The sequence below is a fragment of the Bradyrhizobium septentrionale genome (genome assembly GCF_011516645.4).
GTDB lineage: Bacteria > Pseudomonadota > Alphaproteobacteria > Rhizobiales > Xanthobacteraceae > Bradyrhizobium > Bradyrhizobium septentrionale.
Genome location: NZ_CP088285.1, coordinates 4,487,486 through 4,505,785 on the forward strand (window position 1 = coordinate 4,487,486; position 18,300 = coordinate 4,505,785).

The following is an 18,300-nucleotide window of genomic DNA, read 5'->3' on the forward strand; positions in this document are numbered from 1 at the left end:
GATCACGCGCGAAACCAAGTCCGAGACGATGGCCATCTTCCGCTCTGAATGTTCGGAAGCGATCACTTGGGCAAGCTGTTCTGCAGTCCCGATTGCTGCACGAATTTCTGCGACACGGTAACCGCTTCCTAGGAAACTCGAGATTTGCGCGCCCTCTGTGAGAAAATCATATAGGCGTCCGAGCACAATATCGTCAGCTTGCGCTGCCGGAACTCTAAGTTGATCCGGCTCTTCTGATGATAGAGATCGACCTCGGCGATTCGGGGTGACGTAATATCAATACCGTTTGCCGTTCTTACTCGTGTGGCCCGCGGCGAGACGGTTACCGGCGTCGTCGTACATGAGTCCTCTCAGCACGTTCGGACTCTCGGCGTTCGATCGCGATCGTCTCCTATGGCCGTTCGCGCTGAGCTGGGCCTGAACGGCATCCCAGGTCGTCGGGGAGATGAGTGCCGGATGTTGTCCCGGATGACGAGCACCCTTATGCACGATCTCTCCCAGATAAAGGGGGTTGGAGAGGACCTTGTAGATATGACCGCGAGCGAAGGGGAGATTGCCAATAGCCCGCTCCCGCTGAATCGAGTAAGGCTTTGTGCGGAGATTGAGGCGAGCCAGCTCGTTCTGAACGTTCCTGACGTTCTTGAATTTGAGAAATAGATCAAAGATCGTGCGCACAGTCTGGGCCTCAAGATCGTTGACCTTGAGAGTGCGATCCATGCGGTCATAGCCGAGAGGGACCCAGCCTCCCATCCACATACCCTTCTTTTTGGAGGCAGTGATCTTGTCGCGAATCCGTTCGCCGGTTAGTTCGCGCTCGAACTGAGCAAAGGATAGCAGCACATTTAGCGTAAGGCGCCCCTTCGAGCTCGTCGTGTTGGGTCACTGAAACGAACGAGACGCTTGCAGCGTCGAACACGTCGACAATCTTTGCGAAGTCCGCAAGCGAGCGGGTGAGGCGGTCGACCTTATAAACGACGACGATGTCGACCGCCCCCGTCTCGACGTCAGCAAGGAGCTGCTTCAAGGCCGGACGATCCATCGAACCGCCCGAGTATCCTCATGTGTCTGGGTGCGACCGGGAGCTTATCAGGGGGGCTCAGGGCGTTATTGCAAGTCAAAAGCTGAAAGACGCGGTGGCTAACGGATATACGCGCAATCTTAACAGGTTGGCGAATGATCTCGGGGAGCGCGGTCTATCGTTTGACGGGAGTAGTGACGCTTTCTTGCTCGCCCATGCTAAGGAAATCTCCAAGGGTGATAAACTTATGTGGGCCGCGGTGGGGGCGCTTAGAGAACATCGTGCCCCCAACGCTCCGGGCGCTTCATCTATTGGTGGGCGCCCTGATCTTCCCCCGAAAAAGTGGACAGGGTTAAGCTGGTTTTAGCTCCATCTCGATCGGGGCGAGGTACCCGATGGCGGAATGGAGTCGAGTTCGATTGTAGAAGCCCTCAATGAAGGCGAAGATATCGCGCTGGGCCTCGGCCCGGGTCTCATATTGGCGATGATGAACGAGCTCGGTCTTCAGGGTATGGAAGAAGCTCTCCATCGGGGCATTGTCGTAGCAGTCGGCTTTGCGGCTCATTGATGCCGTGATGCCGGCGGCCGACAGGATCGCGCGATAGTCCTGTGAGGCGTACTGCACGCCGCGATCGGAGTGATGGATCAATCCGCCTTCCGGATGCTGCTGCTGGATTGCCATCTTCAAGGCGGACGAGGCGAGTTCGACCTGCATGTGATCCCGCATCGCCCAACCGACGATCTTGCGGCTGAAGAGGTCCATGATGGCCGCCAGGTAGAGCCAGCCCTCTGCAGTCGGAATGTAGGTAATATCGGCGAGCCAGATCCGGTTTGGGGCCGCGGCTGCAAAATGACGTTCGATGAGGTTCGGCGCGATCGGCAGGCCGTGGCGGCTGTCGGTGGTCCGAACGCGACGCGGTGATGCCATGATGGCGCGGATGCCGTGCCGATGCATCAAGCGTTCGATCCGGCCACGGCTGGCGCCACGTCCCTGTACCCGCAGAGCGGCATGGACCCGCGGACTGCCATAGCGTCCGCCACTGTCTTGATGGACCTGTCGGATCGCAGCCAGCAGCGCGGCATTGGTGGTTGCGCGTGCGTTTACCGGGCGCTCACGCCAAGCGTAATAGCCGGCCGCCGAGACCCCGAGCACGGCGCACATCAGCCGCACCGGATAGGCGTCGCGATGGTCCTCAATGAAGCGGAAGCTCATGTCCGGGTTCCGGCAAAGATCGCGATCGACTTCCTAAGAAACAGCCTGATTGGCGTTGCACGGAATGGCCTGCAAGACAAAGCCGAGCGATTTGGCCCGGCGCTGAAGGTTAGCGAGGACGCGGCTGCGATATTGTCGCTCATATTGGTCGGCACCTGGATCCCTGTAGCTCATGCCATGCCGGAGTGTGTTGTAGAATAAAACTGCAATCTTGCGGGCGGTCGCCGTCACCGCCTTCGACTTGCCCGCGCGTGAGGACAGCCGGCGATAGAATGCTCCGAGCGCCGTATCGCTCCGCCCCACGGTTGTGGCTGCCAATCGCAGTAGTGCGGCTGCCCGGCTGGAGGATCTCCGCGTGCGTGAAGATAGTACCTTGCCACCGGAGATTTTGTTGCCGGGTGCGAGGCAGAGCCAAGAGGTGAAGTGCTTGGCGGTTGGCCACGCCCTCAGATCCTTGCCGCACTCGCCGACGAGCTTCAATGCGAGTGACGGACCCAGCCCATGGATCTCAGTCAGATCAACGCCGAGCACACCGTACAGCGCGGTCCTGACATCGAAGGTGGGTGTGTTGACCTGCTTGGTCTTTACGCGTGGCTGGGATAGCTTTCCGACCGGCTTTGCTTCTCTGTTGCTAAGCGCGGCGATCAAGACTTCGAGCTTGCGGTCGCAGTCCAGCATCTTCGCCTGGTAGATGTCGTAGAGTTCCAGCGATTGGGTCAGAGCGAAGACATGTTCCTCCCGGTCGTTGCCGATCAGCGCCGCGCGGATCGTCTCCGTTGAAGAATGGCAGCGCACGTCTCGATAGGTTGCCAGAACGTCGGGATTGCGCTCGCCTGCAACAATGGCTCGGATAATCCGCATACCAGTCGCTCCGGTGATATCCGAGACGACATGATGGAGCTGCAGGTTCATCTCCATCAGAGCCTTCTGCATGTGCTGGATATGGGCGGCAGCATATTCAACCAGCCGCTCCCGCTGGCGCAGATAAGCGCGCAGGGTCGCAATCTCGGCATCGGGACGGAAGCTGCCGCGTAACAGCCCATAGGAATGAAGCTGGCGTAACCACGCAGCATCGCTGACATCGGTCTTGCGCCCGGGCACATTCTTGGCATACCGCGCGTTGACCAGAATGACCTCGAACCCGCGCTGCTCCAGAATCTCGTAGACCGGGATCCAATAGACGCCAGTGGATTCCATCGCGACGCTGGTCACACCGCATGTCTTGAACCAGTCCGCCAGACTATGCAGGTCCTGTGTGAACGTGCTGAACGTGCGCACTGGGACATCGGTGCAGGCCGGGTTCACGGCGGCCATGTGCATCTTTGATCCGATGTCGATGGCAGCCGCCCCGACGTTGACTGGCTTCAATTCCGGGCGATCTGCAGTTGTCGTCTTGAGCATTGCGGGTCCTCCGTCCAATCATGGGCAGGAGGGTCTGGGTTATGCCAATTTGTCATCTTCCTAATCGGGATCGCCGCCGGAGCGCCGTCACCACTCTCAAGTCCGCATGCACCCATGGACCACGTTTTTTAACGGGGACAGTGCCTCCAATAAGCTGACGGCCGCTACCCTCCCGGCCTCAGACGATAGCACAAGGCTGTTTCTACCCCGCGCAGGCACGCCACGGCGCTGGACAGTTTTTTAAAATGTCCCGCTCCATGCGCAGCCGCTCATTCTCCTCGCGCAGCCGGGCGATCTCGGCAGCCTGGTCCGCCGGCATCGGCGTCGCTTGCGTCGTGGGGCGCCGCGCCGCCGCTGCCGGCTCCTGCCGGAGCTTCTCCACCCAGCGCCGCAGCACCGAATCACGCAGACCGAGTTCCTTGCCGACCGACGTGATCGACCGGCCACTCGATACCACGAGTTCAGCGGCCTGCCGCTTGTACTCCTCGGTAAACGACCGACGTTGACGCTCTTGCATCCGACACCTCCGGGCTCTCTGAGCCTACTACAGGTGTCCACTCATTCGGAGGAGGTTCACCCACCGCTTCCTCCTGCCGTTGGTGACGAAGGGTTCATTAAGGGCGCCATAAGCCACGCCCTTGAGAGCAACAAGTTGGGTTCGACTACCGCCCGGAGTTTCGATTGGGCGCTTCGCAAATTCTCCCGAGAGCTAGGGCTTTACAGCGATTCGCTTTCTGCACTCGCACGTAGCCCTACGTGTCTACGCGGACAGATTGTTTCGCAACGACGGGGGGAAAATGGTCTTGTTCCTGCCAGTGAACGACGCCGATCCTACAGATCCTCGTTGCCAAGGGAATCATTGGTCGCTGCTGTTCGTTGATCGCCGCGACCGGAACTCGCCGATTGCCTATCACTACGATTCCTTCTGGGGATTCAACGAGACGTCTGCAGACCATCTGGCAGGAAGGCTGGGCCTCCCCGGCGACTCGGTGCAAGCCGGCATGGCCCAGCAGCAGAACGGCTGGGATTGCGGCGTCTTTGTCGTGGACGGCACGCGAGCGCTGGTTAGGGGGTTGGTGGCAGGCCAGCGAGGCCTGCAGAACCTTAGCAACTCAGCGTCAGTCGGCCGGCACTGCAAACCCGACTGAGGGGCTGTTAAGGGGTCAACTGCTCCTATGAGCAGCCAAGACCAGCCTCCTGAAGTTGCAGATGCTTCTTCAGCAGTAATTCGGTCACACCTTAAGCTGACATATCGGTCTTCATTGTTGCTTCCCTTCTCAATGAGAGGATCAATCAGTGACGGAGGTCGGCAGCTCCTGCCGCCGGGCAACGAGAGACACTCAAGAGTCGTGCCAGCGGCGGGGGAAGAGGTCCCGAAAAGCCGTCCTTCATTCTATTCAACAACTTGAACCTCGAGCGCGGCAGCCCGTCGGTCGAGCATCATGTGCCGCAGACGCGATAAGCCGAGCAACTGAGAGCAACGCAAGTTACGTCGGAAGAGCTGCAACCGGAAGCGGTGGGTGGCGTTGGAAGGCCAGCGGCGTCGAACAGCAGGTCGCATGCCGTGCCGCCGATGATCGCGTAGTGGTCCTCATGTCCCGCGAAAAACTCCCGGAACTTCTCGATGCCAGCTACCATGTGATTTTCTCCAAGAGATGTTCTGCCGCCATGGAGACACGTTCGTCTCGTTGATCCCTGAACTGAGCGTAAAGTGACAGAGGGTCCACGGTGTCGGTGTCAGATAATGCGGCGGGATCGTGTGCCCACGTCTCGATGACAAGATCGGCTTGATCGCGGCTGGCTTCAACGAAGCCGGAGGTCTGTGCGATCGCCTTAATTGCCGGCGGCGACGGCGTAGGTGGCGATCAACGGCCTGGACAAATCGGTCAGCGCGGCAAGCGCCGATTCGCCAGCCTGCTTGAGGGGTGCCTGGAAGTGATCGCCTTGGACGAACTTCACAGCGCGCACCGGGCTGCGGAGGACCGCGCGCCGCCTCGAACAACTGGCGTCCATCGTACTTGAAATCGAGCGCTGGCACCTGACCCTGAAAAACCGCATTCTGCTCGACAACTACTACCTGCCCGGCGACCTCGAACGCCAGATACGGGCCTTCATCGAACACTACAATCACGTCCGCTATCATGAGAGCATCGACAACCTCACTCCTGCCGATGTCTACTTCGGCAGGGCTGAGGCGATCCGCGCCGAGCAAACGCATCAAGCGCAACACCATCGCAAACCGCCGCTTGCAGCATCAATTGCAAGCGGCTTAAACTCTAACCACTGATGAGCCAGAGCCTCCCTTCTCGAAAAGCCTGATCAGTCTCAAATCATCTGACGACGGACAATCACGGACAAGCTCCGTTCGTACGGCGCTGCGAGGGCGAAGATGGGCTTTCACGTCGAACATCGCCAGCAAAAAGCTCTCAACAATTGGGCCGAGAATTCTCATCAGCCGATGCGGCGACGCGAGCGGATCATGAAGCGTTTCAAATCGTCCCGTCAGGCTCAACGGTATCTGTCAGTTCATGATCAGGTCGCGAACCTTTTCCACATCCCCTATTCCGGAGCCGTCACTGCCGACTACCGTCGCGCTTCGCGCGGGCGAGCCTTTGCGACTTGGCGCGAGATCTCCGCGACAAGCGCTATCGCCGAATCTCGAACCTTTGAGAAGCGCCTCCTTCGGCTCGCGGTCGATTAAGTTGACGATGCCCCGCTGCCTCCAGCAGCACGCCAGCCGCGATGGAATTGCAACCCACGGTGATCCGGGTTTTGGAGCGGCTCTCGCCCGACACCAGTCGGACTGTGTGCGCGGGAAACTGGGGTGCACGCCGAAGGCGAACATTATCAGTGGAGGGAGATTCCACCCAGAGAGTTGTCGATTGATCTGGTAGCTGACGAGCGGTTCAGAGGGCAACTTCCGGATCGGAGCCTCGTGACAAAGGCCGTCTTTGGACGGTTGAGCGATCCACTGGGCCGTAGGGCGAGTAAAGTCTAAGCAGGCCTCGAAAGAAGCAATGTGGATGCAGACCCACCCCCAATTTGGGGAAGGCCGCGCGGGAAGCAATCGACACATGCACCTGTCCGGTCCACCGGGGTAATGGACACGGCACGTTGGAAGGGTGATGCGCGTCGCGGCTTCGACGCTGCTCCTGGCAGCGGACCGTGCGGGAGTCGGAAAGGGTCGTACGACGTAAGCGCTCCTTTCTACGCACCTATGCAGTTGAGCGCGGGGATGGGATGAGGTGTCCACCATGAGCGAGGTGGACACGATCGATGATCACTCCAGAAGAACCTTTGAGACTTGAGACGGTCGGCGTGTTGCGCAATGGCCGGCGTCGCTATGATCCGGCCAGCAAACAGCGGCTGGTCGAGGCCTGTCTGCAGTCTGGCGTGTCGCTGGCGGGGCTTGCGCTGCAACACGGCGTGAACGCGAACCTGCTGCGCAAGTGGGTGGCCAAGCGACAACTTCAGAACGGGGATGGCCAGCCGGAGGCGCGGGCGCCGATTGCGCCAGCCTTTATTCCGGTTCGCGCGCCGTCGCCGTCGCCAACTCGATCTGCTGGCGCGATTGCGGTTTGCGCGACGGAGCGATCCTGTGCAGGGCGGCTGACGGCATCGATGCCCAACGGCGTGACGCTTTCGCTGGAAGGCGGCGACGCGCAGTTGCTGTCGGCGGTGATTGAAGCGCTGGGGCGTTGCGATGTTCCGACTGGCGTCTGATCTTCGGGTCTACCTTCACCGCGAACCGATTGACTTCCGGGCGGGCATCAACAGCCTGGCGATCGTGGTCGAGCAGTCGATGGGGCTGGATCCGTTCCAGCGCGCGGTGTTCGCGTTCTGCAATCGTCGCCGCGACCGGATCAAGCTGCTGATTTATGATCGGTCAGGATTTTGGATGCTGCTGAAGCGGCTGGAGGCCGACAGATTCCACTGGCCCCGAAGTCAGGAGGCGGTGCTGACGCTGACGACGGAGGAGCTGCACTGGCTGCTTGACGGCATCAACATCGCGGCGGTGCGTCGTCATCCGGTGCGGCAATATCAGAGCGTGGGCTGAGCGTGTTCGATGCGGGCGGCGTCATCGGGCTTCGGCATGGCCGTTCTCAGATGACGCGGCCGAAGACATGACGAAGACATGGGAGCCCGGTTGACGCGGCGGCATGACTTCGATTCAAGACTCCGATGAGTCGCAAGCCCACGACGCACGAACTGGAAGCCTTGATCGCGGCGCACGCGGCCGAGATCGCGGCGCTGAAGGCCGAAAACGAGAAACTCGCACAACGCGTGCTGCATCTAGAGGAGCAGTTGCGCCTGGAGCGCCTGCACCGGTATGCGCCGAAGAGCGAAAAGCTCAAGGAGCGCATCTTCAACGAAGCCGAGCAGGCCGCCGCTGAAAGCCGGGACGACGACGATGTCGAGGCGGTCGCCGTGCCGGACACGGGGTTGCCGGAGGCTCCAAAGCCGGCGCCGAAGGCACGCGGCCGCAAGCCGCTGCCTGACGATCTGCCGCGCCAACGCGTCGAACACGATCTGGGTGAGGATCAAAAGGACTGTCCGTGCTGCCATAATCGGATGCATCGGATGGGCGAGACCGTCACCGAGCAGTTGCACGTCGAGGTCAAGGCGTCGGTGCTGCAACATGTGCGGTTCAAATATGCCTGCCGTCACTGCGAGCGCACCGCGCTGAACACCCCGATTGTGACCGCGCCGATGCCGGCGCAGCCGCTGCCGGGTAGCGTCGCCACGCCATCGACGCTGGCGCTGGTGCTCGCCAACAAATACGTCGACGGCACGCCGCTGTACCGTGTGGCGGACGCGCTGGGGCGCGCCGACGTCAGCATCAGCCGCGGGACGCTGGGCAACTGGGTGATCCGGGCGAGCGAGTTGCATCTGCATCGGGTCTATGACGCGCTACAGCAAAAGCTCATGTCGCAGCCCCTGGTCCACGGCGACGAAACCTGGGTCCAGGTTCTTAAAGAGGACGGCCGTGATGCGCAGGCCAAATCCTTCATGTGGGCCTATCGCAGCGGCCAGGGCTGCGCGCAGCCGGTCGTGCTGTTCGATTACCAGCCCGGTCGCGGCCAGCAACATCCTCAGGCCTTCCTGGCCGGCTATCGCGGCTTGTTGATGAGCGACGGCTATGACGCCTGGCGCACGCTGACAGGCGCGACCCATCTCGGCTGTATGGCGCATGCGCGCAGGAAATTTACCGATGCGCTCAAGGCCAGGACAAAGCCTGGCGGTCCGCCATTGCAGGCGCTCAAGTTCTTCGAGGCGTTGTACGAGGTCGAGAGGGTGGCGCGCCAGACGCCGCCCGACGGCGAAACGCGCGCCGCATACACCTTGCGGCTGCGCCAGCAGCATAGCCTGCCGGTATTGGCCGCCTTCCGGACCTGGCTCGACGACCAGGCGCCGAAGGTGCTACCCGAAAGCTTGACCGGCAAGGCGATCGCCTATGCACGCAACCAATGGGATTATCTGACCCGTTACACCAGTGACGGTCTCGCCCCGATCGATAACAATGTTCTGGAGCGCGACATCAGGCCGTTTTGCACCGGACGAAAAAGTTGGCTGTTCAGCGACACCGTTGCCGGCGCCAAGGCAAGCGCCGTGATCTACAGTTTGGTGCTGACATGCCGGGCATGCGGCGTCGATCCCTATGCATGGCTACGTCACGCGCTCACCGAATTGCCCCAACGCGCGCCAGACGCCGATATCGAAGATCTGTTGCCGTTCAATTGCACCGCTCAAAAAAACCTGCCAGCTGACAACGACAGCGGCTGACCGTCAAACGCTCAGGATCAATCAAGCCGTTCCGATGATCCCGCTGGGCCCCGGCGCCACGCGACGCCGCGGCCAGCCGCGCGCGCAGCCTGTGCAGTAAAATGCGCGCTTACCGTACGACCGCTGAAGCCGGGTAATGCCGGTGGAGGAAAGGACCCTGACCGCCGAACGGGATGTTCGTGCCGCCGAGAAAGACGCGGCGGCCTGTCAATCGGCGTTGGACTGGGGTCCATGCCGAAACACATCCCTCGATTTGTCTCACAGGCGCTGATGGCGAACACTCAAGAACTCTGCATCTGGCCGAGCAGCAATGGCTCAGGACAGTTTATTCGTAACCCGTTCAGACGTCGGCTTTGTTGAGTTCAAGACGCTCAATCCCCCTGCTGCTCGGGTCTCATCTGGCTCAAGCCGAGAAAGGCTGCACCGAATCGAAGCCGAACTCCTTCACACATCGCGCAGATCGTTCCCTCAACATAGTTCAACGCTCGTCAGCTCGACGTAAGCTGAATGTCTTAGATGCTGCAACCGTTCGATGTGGGCTGATAGGTCGCCTTGATTTGCTCAGTCCGACAAAGGAGTAGGGAATGGATCCCTTTGATGCAGGGCAGGCTCAGCGCGGTGATGGCAGCACTGCCGAATCTTCCGAACGCGAGGACCGGGAAGGTGAGGAGGCCCAGTGGGTTGGAGTCTTGACCCACGCGGTGCTCGCCGCTGACGATCCGGCAAACCTCGGGGTTTCTGCTCCTGAGGGGGGGGCACGACCAGATGCTGGAGGAGTGGGCTGTCGAAGAGGGGCAGAACCCGCTCGAGGATCGGCAAGAGGCTGTAAGGCGAGTGAATGCTTGGAATCAGGGCGAGCTGAATCTTGGAATGCTGCGCCTCACCAGCCTGCCTCCACTTCCGGCCGGGCTCCACTTGCTCGACGCGTCCTTCAACCGGCTGACCAGTCTGCCCGAGACTCTCCCTGACGCACTCTCTTCGCTCAGTGTTAGGGGGAATCAGCTGGCCAGCCTGCCCGCGCTTCCGGCCGAGCTCGCCTCGCTGGACGTGTACCACAATCGGCTCACCAGCCTGCCTGACGCCCTCCCGGCCGCGCTCGAGGACCTCAACGTTGGCCACAACCAATTGACGAGCCTGCCCGAGACCCTCCCGGCCAGGCTCGAAAGCCTTGACGTTAGTGAAAACCAGTTGACGCGTCTGCCAGAGACTCTCCCGGCCAGTCTCGAAAGACTTGACCTTAGCCAAAACCAGCTAACCAGCCTACCCACGGGCTTGCTAACGCAGTTGGGTGCTGCTGCCGAGATGGTTGTGTCTGGCAATCCGCTGCCCGAGGAGGTGCTGACGAACCTGGACACAATCCAAAGTGCCTATGGGTATGCCGGCCCGAGGGTCTTGTTTCTGGCCGACGAAGGAAGTGATTTGTCCGAGACGGACGAAGATCAGTCGGAGGAGGACGCCGCTGCGCAGTTTCTTCCCGAGACAGTAGCGGACTGGCTCAACCGGGATCCGAAGGAGGGTGATCCCGAGGTGGTGGCCAAGTGGCAGAGCTTTGCAGAAGAACCCGGCGCCCAGCAATACGCAAACTTCCTCAACGGGCTGCGGGGTACCGTGAACTCTGGGAACGAAGGATTCCAGCAGGGGGTGGCCAATGATCTGCGGCAGGCGGCGGCCAACCCGCAATTGCGCGCGCAGTACTTCCAGCTTGCTCTTGACGCCAACGAGAGCTGCGCGGATCGCAGAACTTTGACCTGGAACGGCATGCAAACCGCACGCCTGATCGCCAACGTCGAGAGCGGGCTCTATGACAATAACGAGGGGGTAGCGGCCCTCGTTGATCTAGGCCGTGTCATGTTCCGCTTGGACGCACTGGGGGGGATCGCGCGCGAGAAGGTCCAATCGCTCCGCACGGGCGACACCATCAACGACGTCGACGAAATCGAGGTCTACCTTGCCTATCAGGCCAAGCTGCGCGAGCGGCTGGGGCTGCAGCATATCGCCCCGGACATGAACTACTTCTACGACTCTTACCTCACCGAGGAAGACATTGACAGGGCTGAGACGTCTGTGCGGAGCAAGGAGGCGACGGGGTTCGCCGACTATTTGGCGACGGACTGGAAACCTTGGGACGATGTGGTGCTCCGCATTGAACCCGAACACCATGCCACGATGGAGAAACAGCTCGCCCATGCCTTGGAGGAGGAGTTCCAAGGCCGACTGAAGCAAAAGCTCGTTGAAGCCGGACTGATCGGCGCTGAAGCCGATGTCGTTGCGGATGCCGAGCGGGAGTTCGGACACCAGGTCAGCAAGGACATCGCTCGCGAGATCAAGGGGGCTCTGAGGGACACGGTGTTCAACAAACGCGGCCTCAGTCTGTGAAGCGGCGTCTGCTGCTTGACCACGCGGTCCTTTCCAGATCGAAGGATCAAGCAACTGCCTGAGCGAGGTATTGGTTCAACCGCAGCGCGCGGAAACTGAAAACTGCGACGGCTGATCAGCCATTATGCTGTGAAGCGGCAGTAGTGCTTTGCTTCCGATGGCGAATGGAAGGAGGGCACAGCTGACTGTGCTGCTCACTCTCGAAGCCAGCAGGCCCGGCGGTGCGAGTTACCGTCTCGGCTTTGGGTGCACTATGCCCCTGGCTTGGATTGTGGCCGTGCTCTCGCGACTGTTCTGACGAGAAGGGCACCTCGGGAAACCAGGGTGCTCTTTGTCGTTTAGGGGATTAGCCGGGCTTCGGTAACGATCGCGAGTTGCCGCCCGTGTTCGATGATTAGGTAGTTAGTCCCTGGGCGTAACAACCGGGAGCGCGGATTTCGAATCCAATAGCATAGTCGTTGGGCCTATTTATCATCTCAAGGGGGACGTTGATCCCCAATGCTGGCATGAGTGTTGGCTGCTATTCGGGAGAAAGGCCAACCGGTACGGAACGACCCGAAAGCCGTTAATTCCAGAATGCCGGCGGGTTAACGTAGCCGTTAAGGGAACGTTGAGCGCGCGCGGCGTCCGCGAAGTGCTCGGCGCCGTCCATCGTCGGCGCGTGCGCGTGGGAACTGAAGCCGAAACCTTTCGGCCAAAACGAAACCGCGCCGGCCGGATCAGTGAAGCGGATAACGTGGGGCATTTGCGTTCCTTTCGCGTTGCGCACAATCGCGCGTGTTCAGAAATCGAGCGGCGACGAGCGAAAACGCCCAATTGCAACCCTTCTCCACTGTAGCAGGTGTTCTGACGCGTGATCGTTTATGATGGCGGCAATCAACAGAGTTGTCGAACGAAACGTTCTGCCCATAAAAAACGTGCCAAGGTGCTCGTTGCGGAAAATTCGTGTGTTGTTATCACCCTGTTCAAGAGTGCCATGACAGCCTCTTGCGAAACCAAGCCGAAGTCGGCCAAGGCGCAAGAAGCAAGCTGTGATGAAATTATGTCCGCACGAGCCGCAATCGCCTTTGGCAGTACAAGCGCGAAAGTCTCCTTTGCGTAACCGCGTGGAAATACGTCAGAGCCCAAGCGCTCACGCAAGTAAGAACGGAGGAGCTCCTTGCCCGAGCGAAGTGCAAACGGAAGCTTCGCTCCAAAATTGATCAATCTCGGATCGCCGAATGGGCGGACGGGCCAAAGTCCTCGCGTCGCGAGTGGGCGAGCATGACAAAGACTTGCGAGCAGAGTTGTGGATAGAGTGGCGCTGATGGGGGCGCTAAAAAGGAAGGATGAACGAGCGGCGTCAAGCCCGCGTTTCGTCAATAGGTCTTCTGCAAGCCCAAGCGCGATATCCAGGTGGGGTGAAGACGGAGATCTGGGGTCATCCTCGTCGTTGGTGAAGCGAGCGCAAAGCTCGTCTCCTCCTATGCCGGTCCAGATTATTTCGCAGCCATCACCGCGGAACCGATCCCAGAGTGACCCGAACGCCTCAAGGTAATACTCTGAAATGAGTGGCAGACGTCCTTTCAGGTCAAGATCTAGATCAATCGCCGGCATGTGGGCGTGCATGTCAACTTTGTGATCGCGGCAATCCAGTGCGCTCAAAATGCTCGCTCGGCGGTCAATCTGCTTGGGGCTACTCCCGTCGCCCAATAGTATCCCGCCACATGCTAGCGATGCTACGTTCTCGCCAACAGCAATTGCGACGGAAGCGGAGTCCATTCCTCCGCTCAGCTCCACAGCGCTTGCGCAGAAGGCCGTCGGCCGCGAACGAACAACCGCCTGAAGAGTATCAGAAAACTCAAGGACATGATTGCTCTCCTCTCGTCCAGAGAGCTCAGGGGCTGATGAAGTTGTCGCGCCGTACACAAATGACGTTTCCGATCTGTCGACGTACAAGGTGGAGCAAGCAGTCAGCAGGTTAACGCCAACGCAGGCCTGTCGCGCAGAGTAGAACGTTCTCATAGATAGATGATGGGCTATGATTTCTGCATCAATCGTTCCCGAGTTATCCAAAAGATCGACGAAATCCCAGGAGAGCGTAACCGTACGAGTGCGCTCCTCCACGTGGAAGTAAATTGGGAGGCTACCTATATGGCCTGCTCGTACACGCAACCGAGGACCCCGGCGAGCGGCCTCGATCACGATAAAATCGAGCGGCCAGTACATGCATTTCTGGTAGTGCTGACGAAACTGATCCGTAGACGCATGGGCTATTACGACCGAATGAACGCCAGCCCCGTCCGCCGCTACTTGACGCTCACGTATGACGAAGAACCATTGCTCAGTGTTCTTCACTAACGAACTCTCAAGACTCTTATGTTGGAACGGCCGGATGCAGCTTTCACCAAACTGTATCGAACTGCCTTTGGCAACAGGATCGTAGTTTTCCAAGTCGGCTATTTTCAGAGTGGCCTTGAGCATTTGTTCCTTAAACGTTACCGCCTCTCGTGGGAGAGGCGGTAACGGAGTTAAGAATGATCTTAAAGGTAGCCGAAGTTACTGCTGTCGTTAGGGAAGGGGCCCTTCTCTCCCTGAATAGTGGGAGGTGGCAGCACCGGTAAGGGGAGGTCAGTTGTATCGGGCCGCGATGGCCGCTTAGACGTGTCTGCAGTTGCGCTCTTCATGTCTGTTCCTATTGATAGCGTGATCGGGCTTCTCGTCGTGTGGCGCGGCAGCGTGTCGAACCACACTATAACGTCTCTCATGTGAGAAGCCGGGCGACAACCTACCAAGATTTGGCGGGGTTGGATGACGGTGCTGGACAAAACTGGGTTGGAGTCTAGTAACGGTAAACGGCAGCAAATTCCGCAGAGCCGCATCTTTACGTGAGATCGTATGGAATCCAGATCGCAAGGCCATGTCGGCTCTCTCAGTGTAAGCAAAGCCCCATTCCCTGGATCCACCGCAGATCAGGTCAACGACAGCGCATTGTCGCCGGTTTCCGAAATTCTGCATGCGTACTGGCGATCCGATCGGCGCTTGCTTCTCATCGTTGCCACAGTGGTGCTGATCTCCAGCGCGAGCAGCGTCGCAGCCCCCTATGTATTTTCGAGTCTCATTGATCGTCTCCCGCGGGAGGAAGGCATGTCGGCGCTTGCCTGGGGATTCGCCGGCTATGCGGTCCTGCTCGGCATAGCCTCCGCATTGCAGCGCATGCTGCAGTATCTTTCCTTCATGACAGCCGAGAACCTGGGCTTCATCGCTGCAACTCGCTTTTTCGATCGCATCCTGAGAAAAACCTCGGCCTTTTTTCTTGAGCACAATCCCGTGGAGATACAGAGTGCGGCCGCGCGCGGGTGCAGCGGGTTGACGACGTTGGTCCAGCTTGGAGCTATGATATTCATCCCGGCTGCAGCGCAGCTTCTGCTTACGCTCGCTACTCTCGGTGTGCTCGTCAATATCCAAATCGCTGCAATCGTCGTCGCTTATGGGGCTGTCGCGATTACATTGGGGTGGAGTTCCACGCGTCGGGCGCGCGTGTTTCTGGACCGGGCCATCGAAGCCGGACAGGAGAATGCGCGTTTCGTCGGCAACGTCATGAACTCCATGGACACGTTGCGCCATTTCGGTAGTCATTCCTGGATGAGCCAGCGCTTTACGATGAAGGCGCGGGAGGTGCGCGATAACTGGCGAGCCTACGTGTTTCAACGATTGGCCTACATAGCCGTGCTCGGCTTAGCCATCGCGCTACAATTTGCCGTCACACTTCTCCTTCTAATGCCTGAATACCGGGCCGGCGCGGTCACGATCGGCGATATTGTGCTATTCAACACGCTTCTACTCCAACTCAATATGCCCTTCGAGATGGTCGCGCGCGCGATCTCTGACGCGGCGCGGTCGCGAGCCGACCTCATTCCTCTCGCCAGACTGTGGGTCGCACCAGAAGAGCGGCGAACATCTCATGCTCATGATTTCACGCCCTCCGCTGGCCAGCTATCCTTCGAGGGCATTCGTTATGCCTACGACAACGGTCGTGGCGTTACGAATGTCTCGTTTATGGCTAGGCGCGGCGCCATTACCTTCCTTGTCGGCGAATCCGGATCGGGGAAGTCGACAATATTCAAGCTCGTCCTAAAATCGATTGAGCCAGACTGCGGCCGTATTCTGGTCGATGGAACCGATATAGCGACCATCGATCACACGGATTGGTATGCCGCAGTTGCTGTTGTGCCGCAGGACGTGATGTTGCTCAATGAGTCGGTAGCCGACAACATTCTGCTAGGACGGCGCCGCGACGAGGTGCGCCTTCGCGGTGCGTCGGAAAAAGCCGCAATTCTCCCCATTATCGAGGCTCTGCCGGAAGGATTTGAAACAACCGTTGGAGAACGCGGTTTGAAGCTTTCAGGCGGGGAGCGCCAGCGTATTGCTATTGCCCGCGCGCTCTATGGCGAGCCGGCGATCCTTCTTCTCGACGAGGCCAGCTCCGCGCTTGACGAACGAACCGAGCGGGACATTTTGGACCATATTCGCAGCCTGGCGGAAGATGTGACCGTGCTGGCAATCACTCATCGCAAAGGCGTCATTTCTACAACCGACGTCGTGGTCGAGCTGACCGACTGCGGTTTGTCCTTGACATAGGCGAAGGGGATGATCAGCCCGGCGCGTTGATTGTCTGCACTGCAGGCGCATTGCTGGACGAGATGCCTTCGCAATTGCAAGAAGTGGCCCACGCAATTAAGACGTGTCAATCGTGCATACGATGACGTAATTGCGGTCAGCGCCTGCGGCTCAAAAAGTCAGCTATCTTCAAGCCTTCCCGCAAGCTCGCGAATCGGAGGGGACTATGAAGCAACCGCCAGCCTGTTGAGCTCGTCGGATAGCAGGGGAAGGTATTTTTCGAAGCGTTCGGCTCTTTGGTTGGGGACGAGCGCTGTCACCACTTCCTGGAGGGCCTGTCCGACGACGGGTACGATTGACAGCACCGATCGCGCTACGGCGGTCGTGACATCGGCGCCGCTCGTTCCCAAGTCTGGTTTTTCTGAAACGCCCGGGTGTTCTGTCATGACGACGATACAACCCGAACGGGCCAGCGAACGCAATTCCCCGAAAGGGGATGGATTTTTAGGTGCAGGCTGTCCGCGGGTGTAGGAACCCGGACCGAAACAGGCTGGCGATCGATCGGCGTCGATTGCTGCCGAAAGCGCGGTGAGCCTTGGCGGGCTCGCTAGGCGCTACTGGAGCGCCTTGGCGGGCGCGCCCTTCTGGCTTTATGCCGGGGGCGCTGCGCCATGTCCAGAGGGGAAACCCTTAAAAGCGTTGCGACCTGTCTTTCGGCAGGTTCCTACCCCCGGCTGCCAGTCTGACACTGGGCGCCGTTGTAGGAAGCCAAACCGAAAGACTAACCACATGCAAACCCTCATAGAACAGCCAGCGGACTCCGCCGGGCGATTTTATCCGGCCTCGCTATCCAAGCGGGAGCGGGAAACGACTCTCCAGCGCCTCCGCAGACTCAGGAAAGAGGCATCGGCCGAAATCGAGCGGAGCGGGACGATTGCGATCGCGAGGACTGCTTCGAAGACGACGAGCCCGACCTTGGAAGCCTCGATTGCCACCACAGCCCGTTTGCATTGGCACAACCCGATGCCGACACCTCGGTTCATCAGATGCACCGGGTCGCATGGCAATCATCGACCACGCCAGAGCGATCAAGATCCGCGAAGAGGCGAGGGTCGCGCTGCTCGAGCGTGACAGCAACATCGTTCGGCCCCAGCCGGCGAAGGCGGGGGTAACGAAATGCGCCTGATCGGCTTGTTGGTGATGCGATATCGGCTCAGGCTGGCGCGGAACGCGATCCTGCTGAGCCGCAAGCTGGCGACGATCGGCAGCGGCATGCTGTTCTGACCGTCCCAAAAAAATACGCCGCCGGTCTCAAAAATACATGCCCGGCGACGTTTTCTTCCCGAACTGGGACGCTGAAATCCCCAGCCTTAAACGTACTGCACCGTGTGTGCCACAGGCTCATGACCGGCGGGCCGAAGGCCCTTGAGCGTCTGTGCTCGGCGCCGGCATGCTGTTCTAGCCACCTTTAGAATACGTCTTGACGGCGGTTGCTTATCGGAGCCGCCGTCTCAGCCGGTTAACCCCCGCCGTCTTGGCCGCCTTAAATATCTTTGCTGGTCAGCGGATCGTGGCTCGAAGCAATGCCACCGGTATTGGGCCAAAGTTGATATCCCTGCTTTGCAAATGCATCAGGGTCAAAGCCAATAAGGCCCGGTGCAGTCACGTCCCTAATTTCCTTTGCAAACGCCCATGAGCCGACTTTTGGAGCGGGGAGATTGCTACCACTCTGCTCTTTGGTAATTGCCGATTGAGCACCGGCCTTAAAAACATATCCCTTCACTGAAGACTCCACATTGCCCTGCCTTGCGAGGTGGATATCCTAGATCCATTTTGCGGATGCGGCACCGCAATTCATGCGGCGGGGAAGATGGGACGTAGGAGGATCGGAATTGATGTCACATATCTC

At 59.4% G+C, this 18,300-nt stretch carries 14 protein-coding genes and 3 pseudogenes; 8 read left to right on the forward strand and 9 right to left on the reverse strand.

What is annotated here, in order from left to right:
- Positions 1 to 276: 276 nt before the first annotated feature.
- From HAP48_RS23180 to HAP48_RS23195, 5 genes and pseudogenes are all read right to left on the reverse strand, one after another.
- Positions 277 to 840 carry a recombinase family protein gene (locus HAP48_RS23180; protein WP_029084528.1) on the reverse strand — a complete coding sequence of 188 codons (564 nt, stop codon included), beginning with the start codon at positions 838 to 840 and terminating at the stop codon, positions 277 to 279.
- Positions 722 to 1,039, reverse strand: a complete 318-nt coding sequence (locus HAP48_RS50790) for a recombinase family protein (RefSeq protein WP_084518725.1) — start codon at positions 1,037 to 1,039, stop codon at positions 722 to 724. Before HAP48_RS50790 ends, HAP48_RS23180 begins: the two co-directional genes overlap by 119 nt.
- A gap of 331 nt (positions 1,040 to 1,370) precedes the next feature.
- Positions 1,371 to 2,255, reverse strand: a pseudogene (locus tag HAP48_RS23185) (IS3 family transposase); the annotation flags it as partial.
- A 9-nt stretch (positions 2,256 to 2,264) separates the two neighbouring features.
- Positions 2,265 to 3,632, reverse strand: a complete 1,368-nt coding sequence (locus HAP48_RS23190; RefSeq protein WP_166204212.1) for an IS110 family RNA-guided transposase — start codon at positions 3,630 to 3,632, stop codon at positions 2,265 to 2,267.
- 202 nt (positions 3,633 to 3,834) lie between these two features.
- Positions 3,835 to 4,149 (reverse strand): transposase, encoded by a 315-nt coding sequence (locus HAP48_RS23195; RefSeq protein WP_166204213.1) that lies wholly within the window; start codon positions 4,147 to 4,149, stop codon positions 3,835 to 3,837.
- A 286-nt stretch (positions 4,150 to 4,435) separates the two neighbouring features.
- On the opposite strand from HAP48_RS23195, the gene HAP48_RS23200 reads away from it, so the two are divergent.
- Positions 4,436 to 4,780, forward strand: coding sequence for a hypothetical protein (locus HAP48_RS23200; RefSeq protein WP_156928981.1), 345 nt, complete (start codon positions 4,436 to 4,438; stop codon positions 4,778 to 4,780).
- Positions 4,781 to 5,465: 685 nt separating this feature from the next.
- Here the strand turns inward: HAP48_RS23200 and HAP48_RS50070 are convergent.
- Positions 5,466 to 5,591 carry a hypothetical protein gene (locus tag HAP48_RS50070; RefSeq protein ID WP_256375207.1) on the reverse strand — a complete coding sequence of 42 codons (126 nt, stop codon included), beginning with the start codon at positions 5,589 to 5,591 and terminating at the stop codon, positions 5,466 to 5,468.
- Between the two features lie 61 nt (positions 5,592 to 5,652).
- Here HAP48_RS50070 and HAP48_RS23205 point away from each other — a divergent pair.
- The 6 genes and pseudogenes from HAP48_RS23205 to HAP48_RS23230 all read left to right on the forward strand — a co-directional run.
- A pseudogene (locus HAP48_RS23205) lies at positions 5,653 to 5,905 on the forward strand (integrase core domain-containing protein); the annotation flags it as partial.
- A gap of 65 nt (positions 5,906 to 5,970) precedes the next feature.
- Positions 5,971 to 6,322: pseudogene (locus HAP48_RS23210) on the forward strand (DDE-type integrase/transposase/recombinase); the annotation flags it as partial.
- 586 nt (positions 6,323 to 6,908) lie between these two features.
- Positions 6,909 to 7,355: an IS66-like element accessory protein TnpA gene (tnpA, locus tag HAP48_RS23215; protein WP_166205731.1), complete on the forward strand. Its 447-nt coding sequence runs from the start codon at positions 6,909 to 6,911 to the stop codon at positions 7,353 to 7,355.
- Entirely contained in the window at positions 7,336 to 7,689 is a 354-nt protein-coding gene (tnpB, locus tag HAP48_RS23220; protein ID WP_166205730.1) for an IS66 family insertion sequence element accessory protein TnpB, read from the forward strand. Before tnpA ends, tnpB begins: the two co-directional genes overlap by 20 nt.
- Before the next feature lie 125 nt (positions 7,690 to 7,814).
- A complete protein-coding gene (tnpC, locus tag HAP48_RS23225) occupies positions 7,815 to 9,416 on the forward strand; it encodes an IS66 family transposase (protein WP_166209534.1) in 1,602 nt (533 codons plus the stop codon).
- 765 nt (positions 9,417 to 10,181) lie between these two features.
- Entirely contained in the window at positions 10,182 to 11,792 is a 1,611-nt protein-coding gene (locus tag HAP48_RS23230) for an NEL-type E3 ubiquitin ligase domain-containing protein (RefSeq protein WP_224496550.1), read from the forward strand.
- Positions 11,793 to 12,357: 565 nt separating this feature from the next.
- Here the strand turns inward: HAP48_RS23230 and HAP48_RS23235 are convergent.
- Together HAP48_RS23235 and HAP48_RS23240 are read right to left on the reverse strand one after the other, a co-directional pair.
- A complete protein-coding gene (locus HAP48_RS23235; protein ID WP_029084532.1) occupies positions 12,358 to 12,537 on the reverse strand; it encodes a hypothetical protein in 180 nt (59 codons plus the stop codon).
- A 131-nt stretch (positions 12,538 to 12,668) separates the two neighbouring features.
- Positions 12,669 to 14,255 (reverse strand): hypothetical protein, encoded by a 1,587-nt coding sequence (locus tag HAP48_RS23240; protein ID WP_224496551.1) that lies wholly within the window; start codon positions 14,253 to 14,255, stop codon positions 12,669 to 12,671.
- Positions 14,256 to 14,669: 414 nt separating this feature from the next.
- On the opposite strand from HAP48_RS23240, the gene HAP48_RS23245 reads away from it, so the two are divergent.
- Positions 14,670 to 16,412 (forward strand): ABC transporter ATP-binding protein, encoded by a 1,743-nt coding sequence (locus HAP48_RS23245; protein WP_084518727.1) that lies wholly within the window; start codon positions 14,670 to 14,672, stop codon positions 16,410 to 16,412.
- Positions 16,413 to 17,934: 1,522 nt separating this feature from the next.
- Here HAP48_RS23245 and HAP48_RS23250 read toward each other — a convergent pair.
- On the reverse strand, positions 17,935 to 18,174 hold the full coding sequence (locus HAP48_RS23250) for a hypothetical protein (protein ID WP_156928982.1): 240 nt from the start codon (positions 18,172 to 18,174) through the stop codon (positions 17,935 to 17,937).
- Between the last annotated feature and the right edge of the window lie 126 nt (positions 18,175 to 18,300).

Bases quoted from the DNA above. Each gene is read 5' to 3' on its own strand.
- HAP48_RS23240 (WP_224496551.1), bottom strand. From the start codon at position 14,255: ATGCTCAAGGCCACTCTGAAAATAGCCGACTTGGAAAACTACGATCCT.
- HAP48_RS23245 (WP_084518727.1), top strand. From the start codon at position 14,670: ATGGAATCCAGATCGCAAGGCCATGTCGGCTCTCTCAGTGTAAGCAAA.
- tnpC (WP_166209534.1), top strand. From the start codon at position 7,815: ATGAGTCGCAAGCCCACGACGCACGAACTGGAAGCCTTGATCGCGGCG.
- HAP48_RS23195 (WP_166204213.1), bottom strand. From the start codon at position 4,149: ATGCAAGAGCGTCAACGTCGGTCGTTTACCGAGGAGTACAAGCGGCAG.
- HAP48_RS23235 (WP_029084532.1), bottom strand. From the start codon at position 12,537: ATGCCCCACGTTATCCGCTTCACTGATCCGGCCGGCGCGGTTTCGTTT.
- HAP48_RS23190 (WP_166204212.1), bottom strand. From the start codon at position 3,632: ATGCTCAAGACGACAACTGCAGATCGCCCGGAATTGAAGCCAGTCAAC.
- tnpB (WP_166205730.1), top strand. From the start codon at position 7,336: ATGTTCCGACTGGCGTCTGATCTTCGGGTCTACCTTCACCGCGAACCG.
- HAP48_RS50790 (WP_084518725.1), bottom strand. From the start codon at position 1,039: ATGGATCGTCCGGCCTTGAAGCAGCTCCTTGCTGACGTCGAGACGGGG.
- tnpA (WP_166205731.1), top strand. From the start codon at position 6,909: ATGATCACTCCAGAAGAACCTTTGAGACTTGAGACGGTCGGCGTGTTG.
- HAP48_RS23230 (WP_224496550.1), top strand. From the start codon at position 10,182: ATGCTGGAGGAGTGGGCTGTCGAAGAGGGGCAGAACCCGCTCGAGGAT.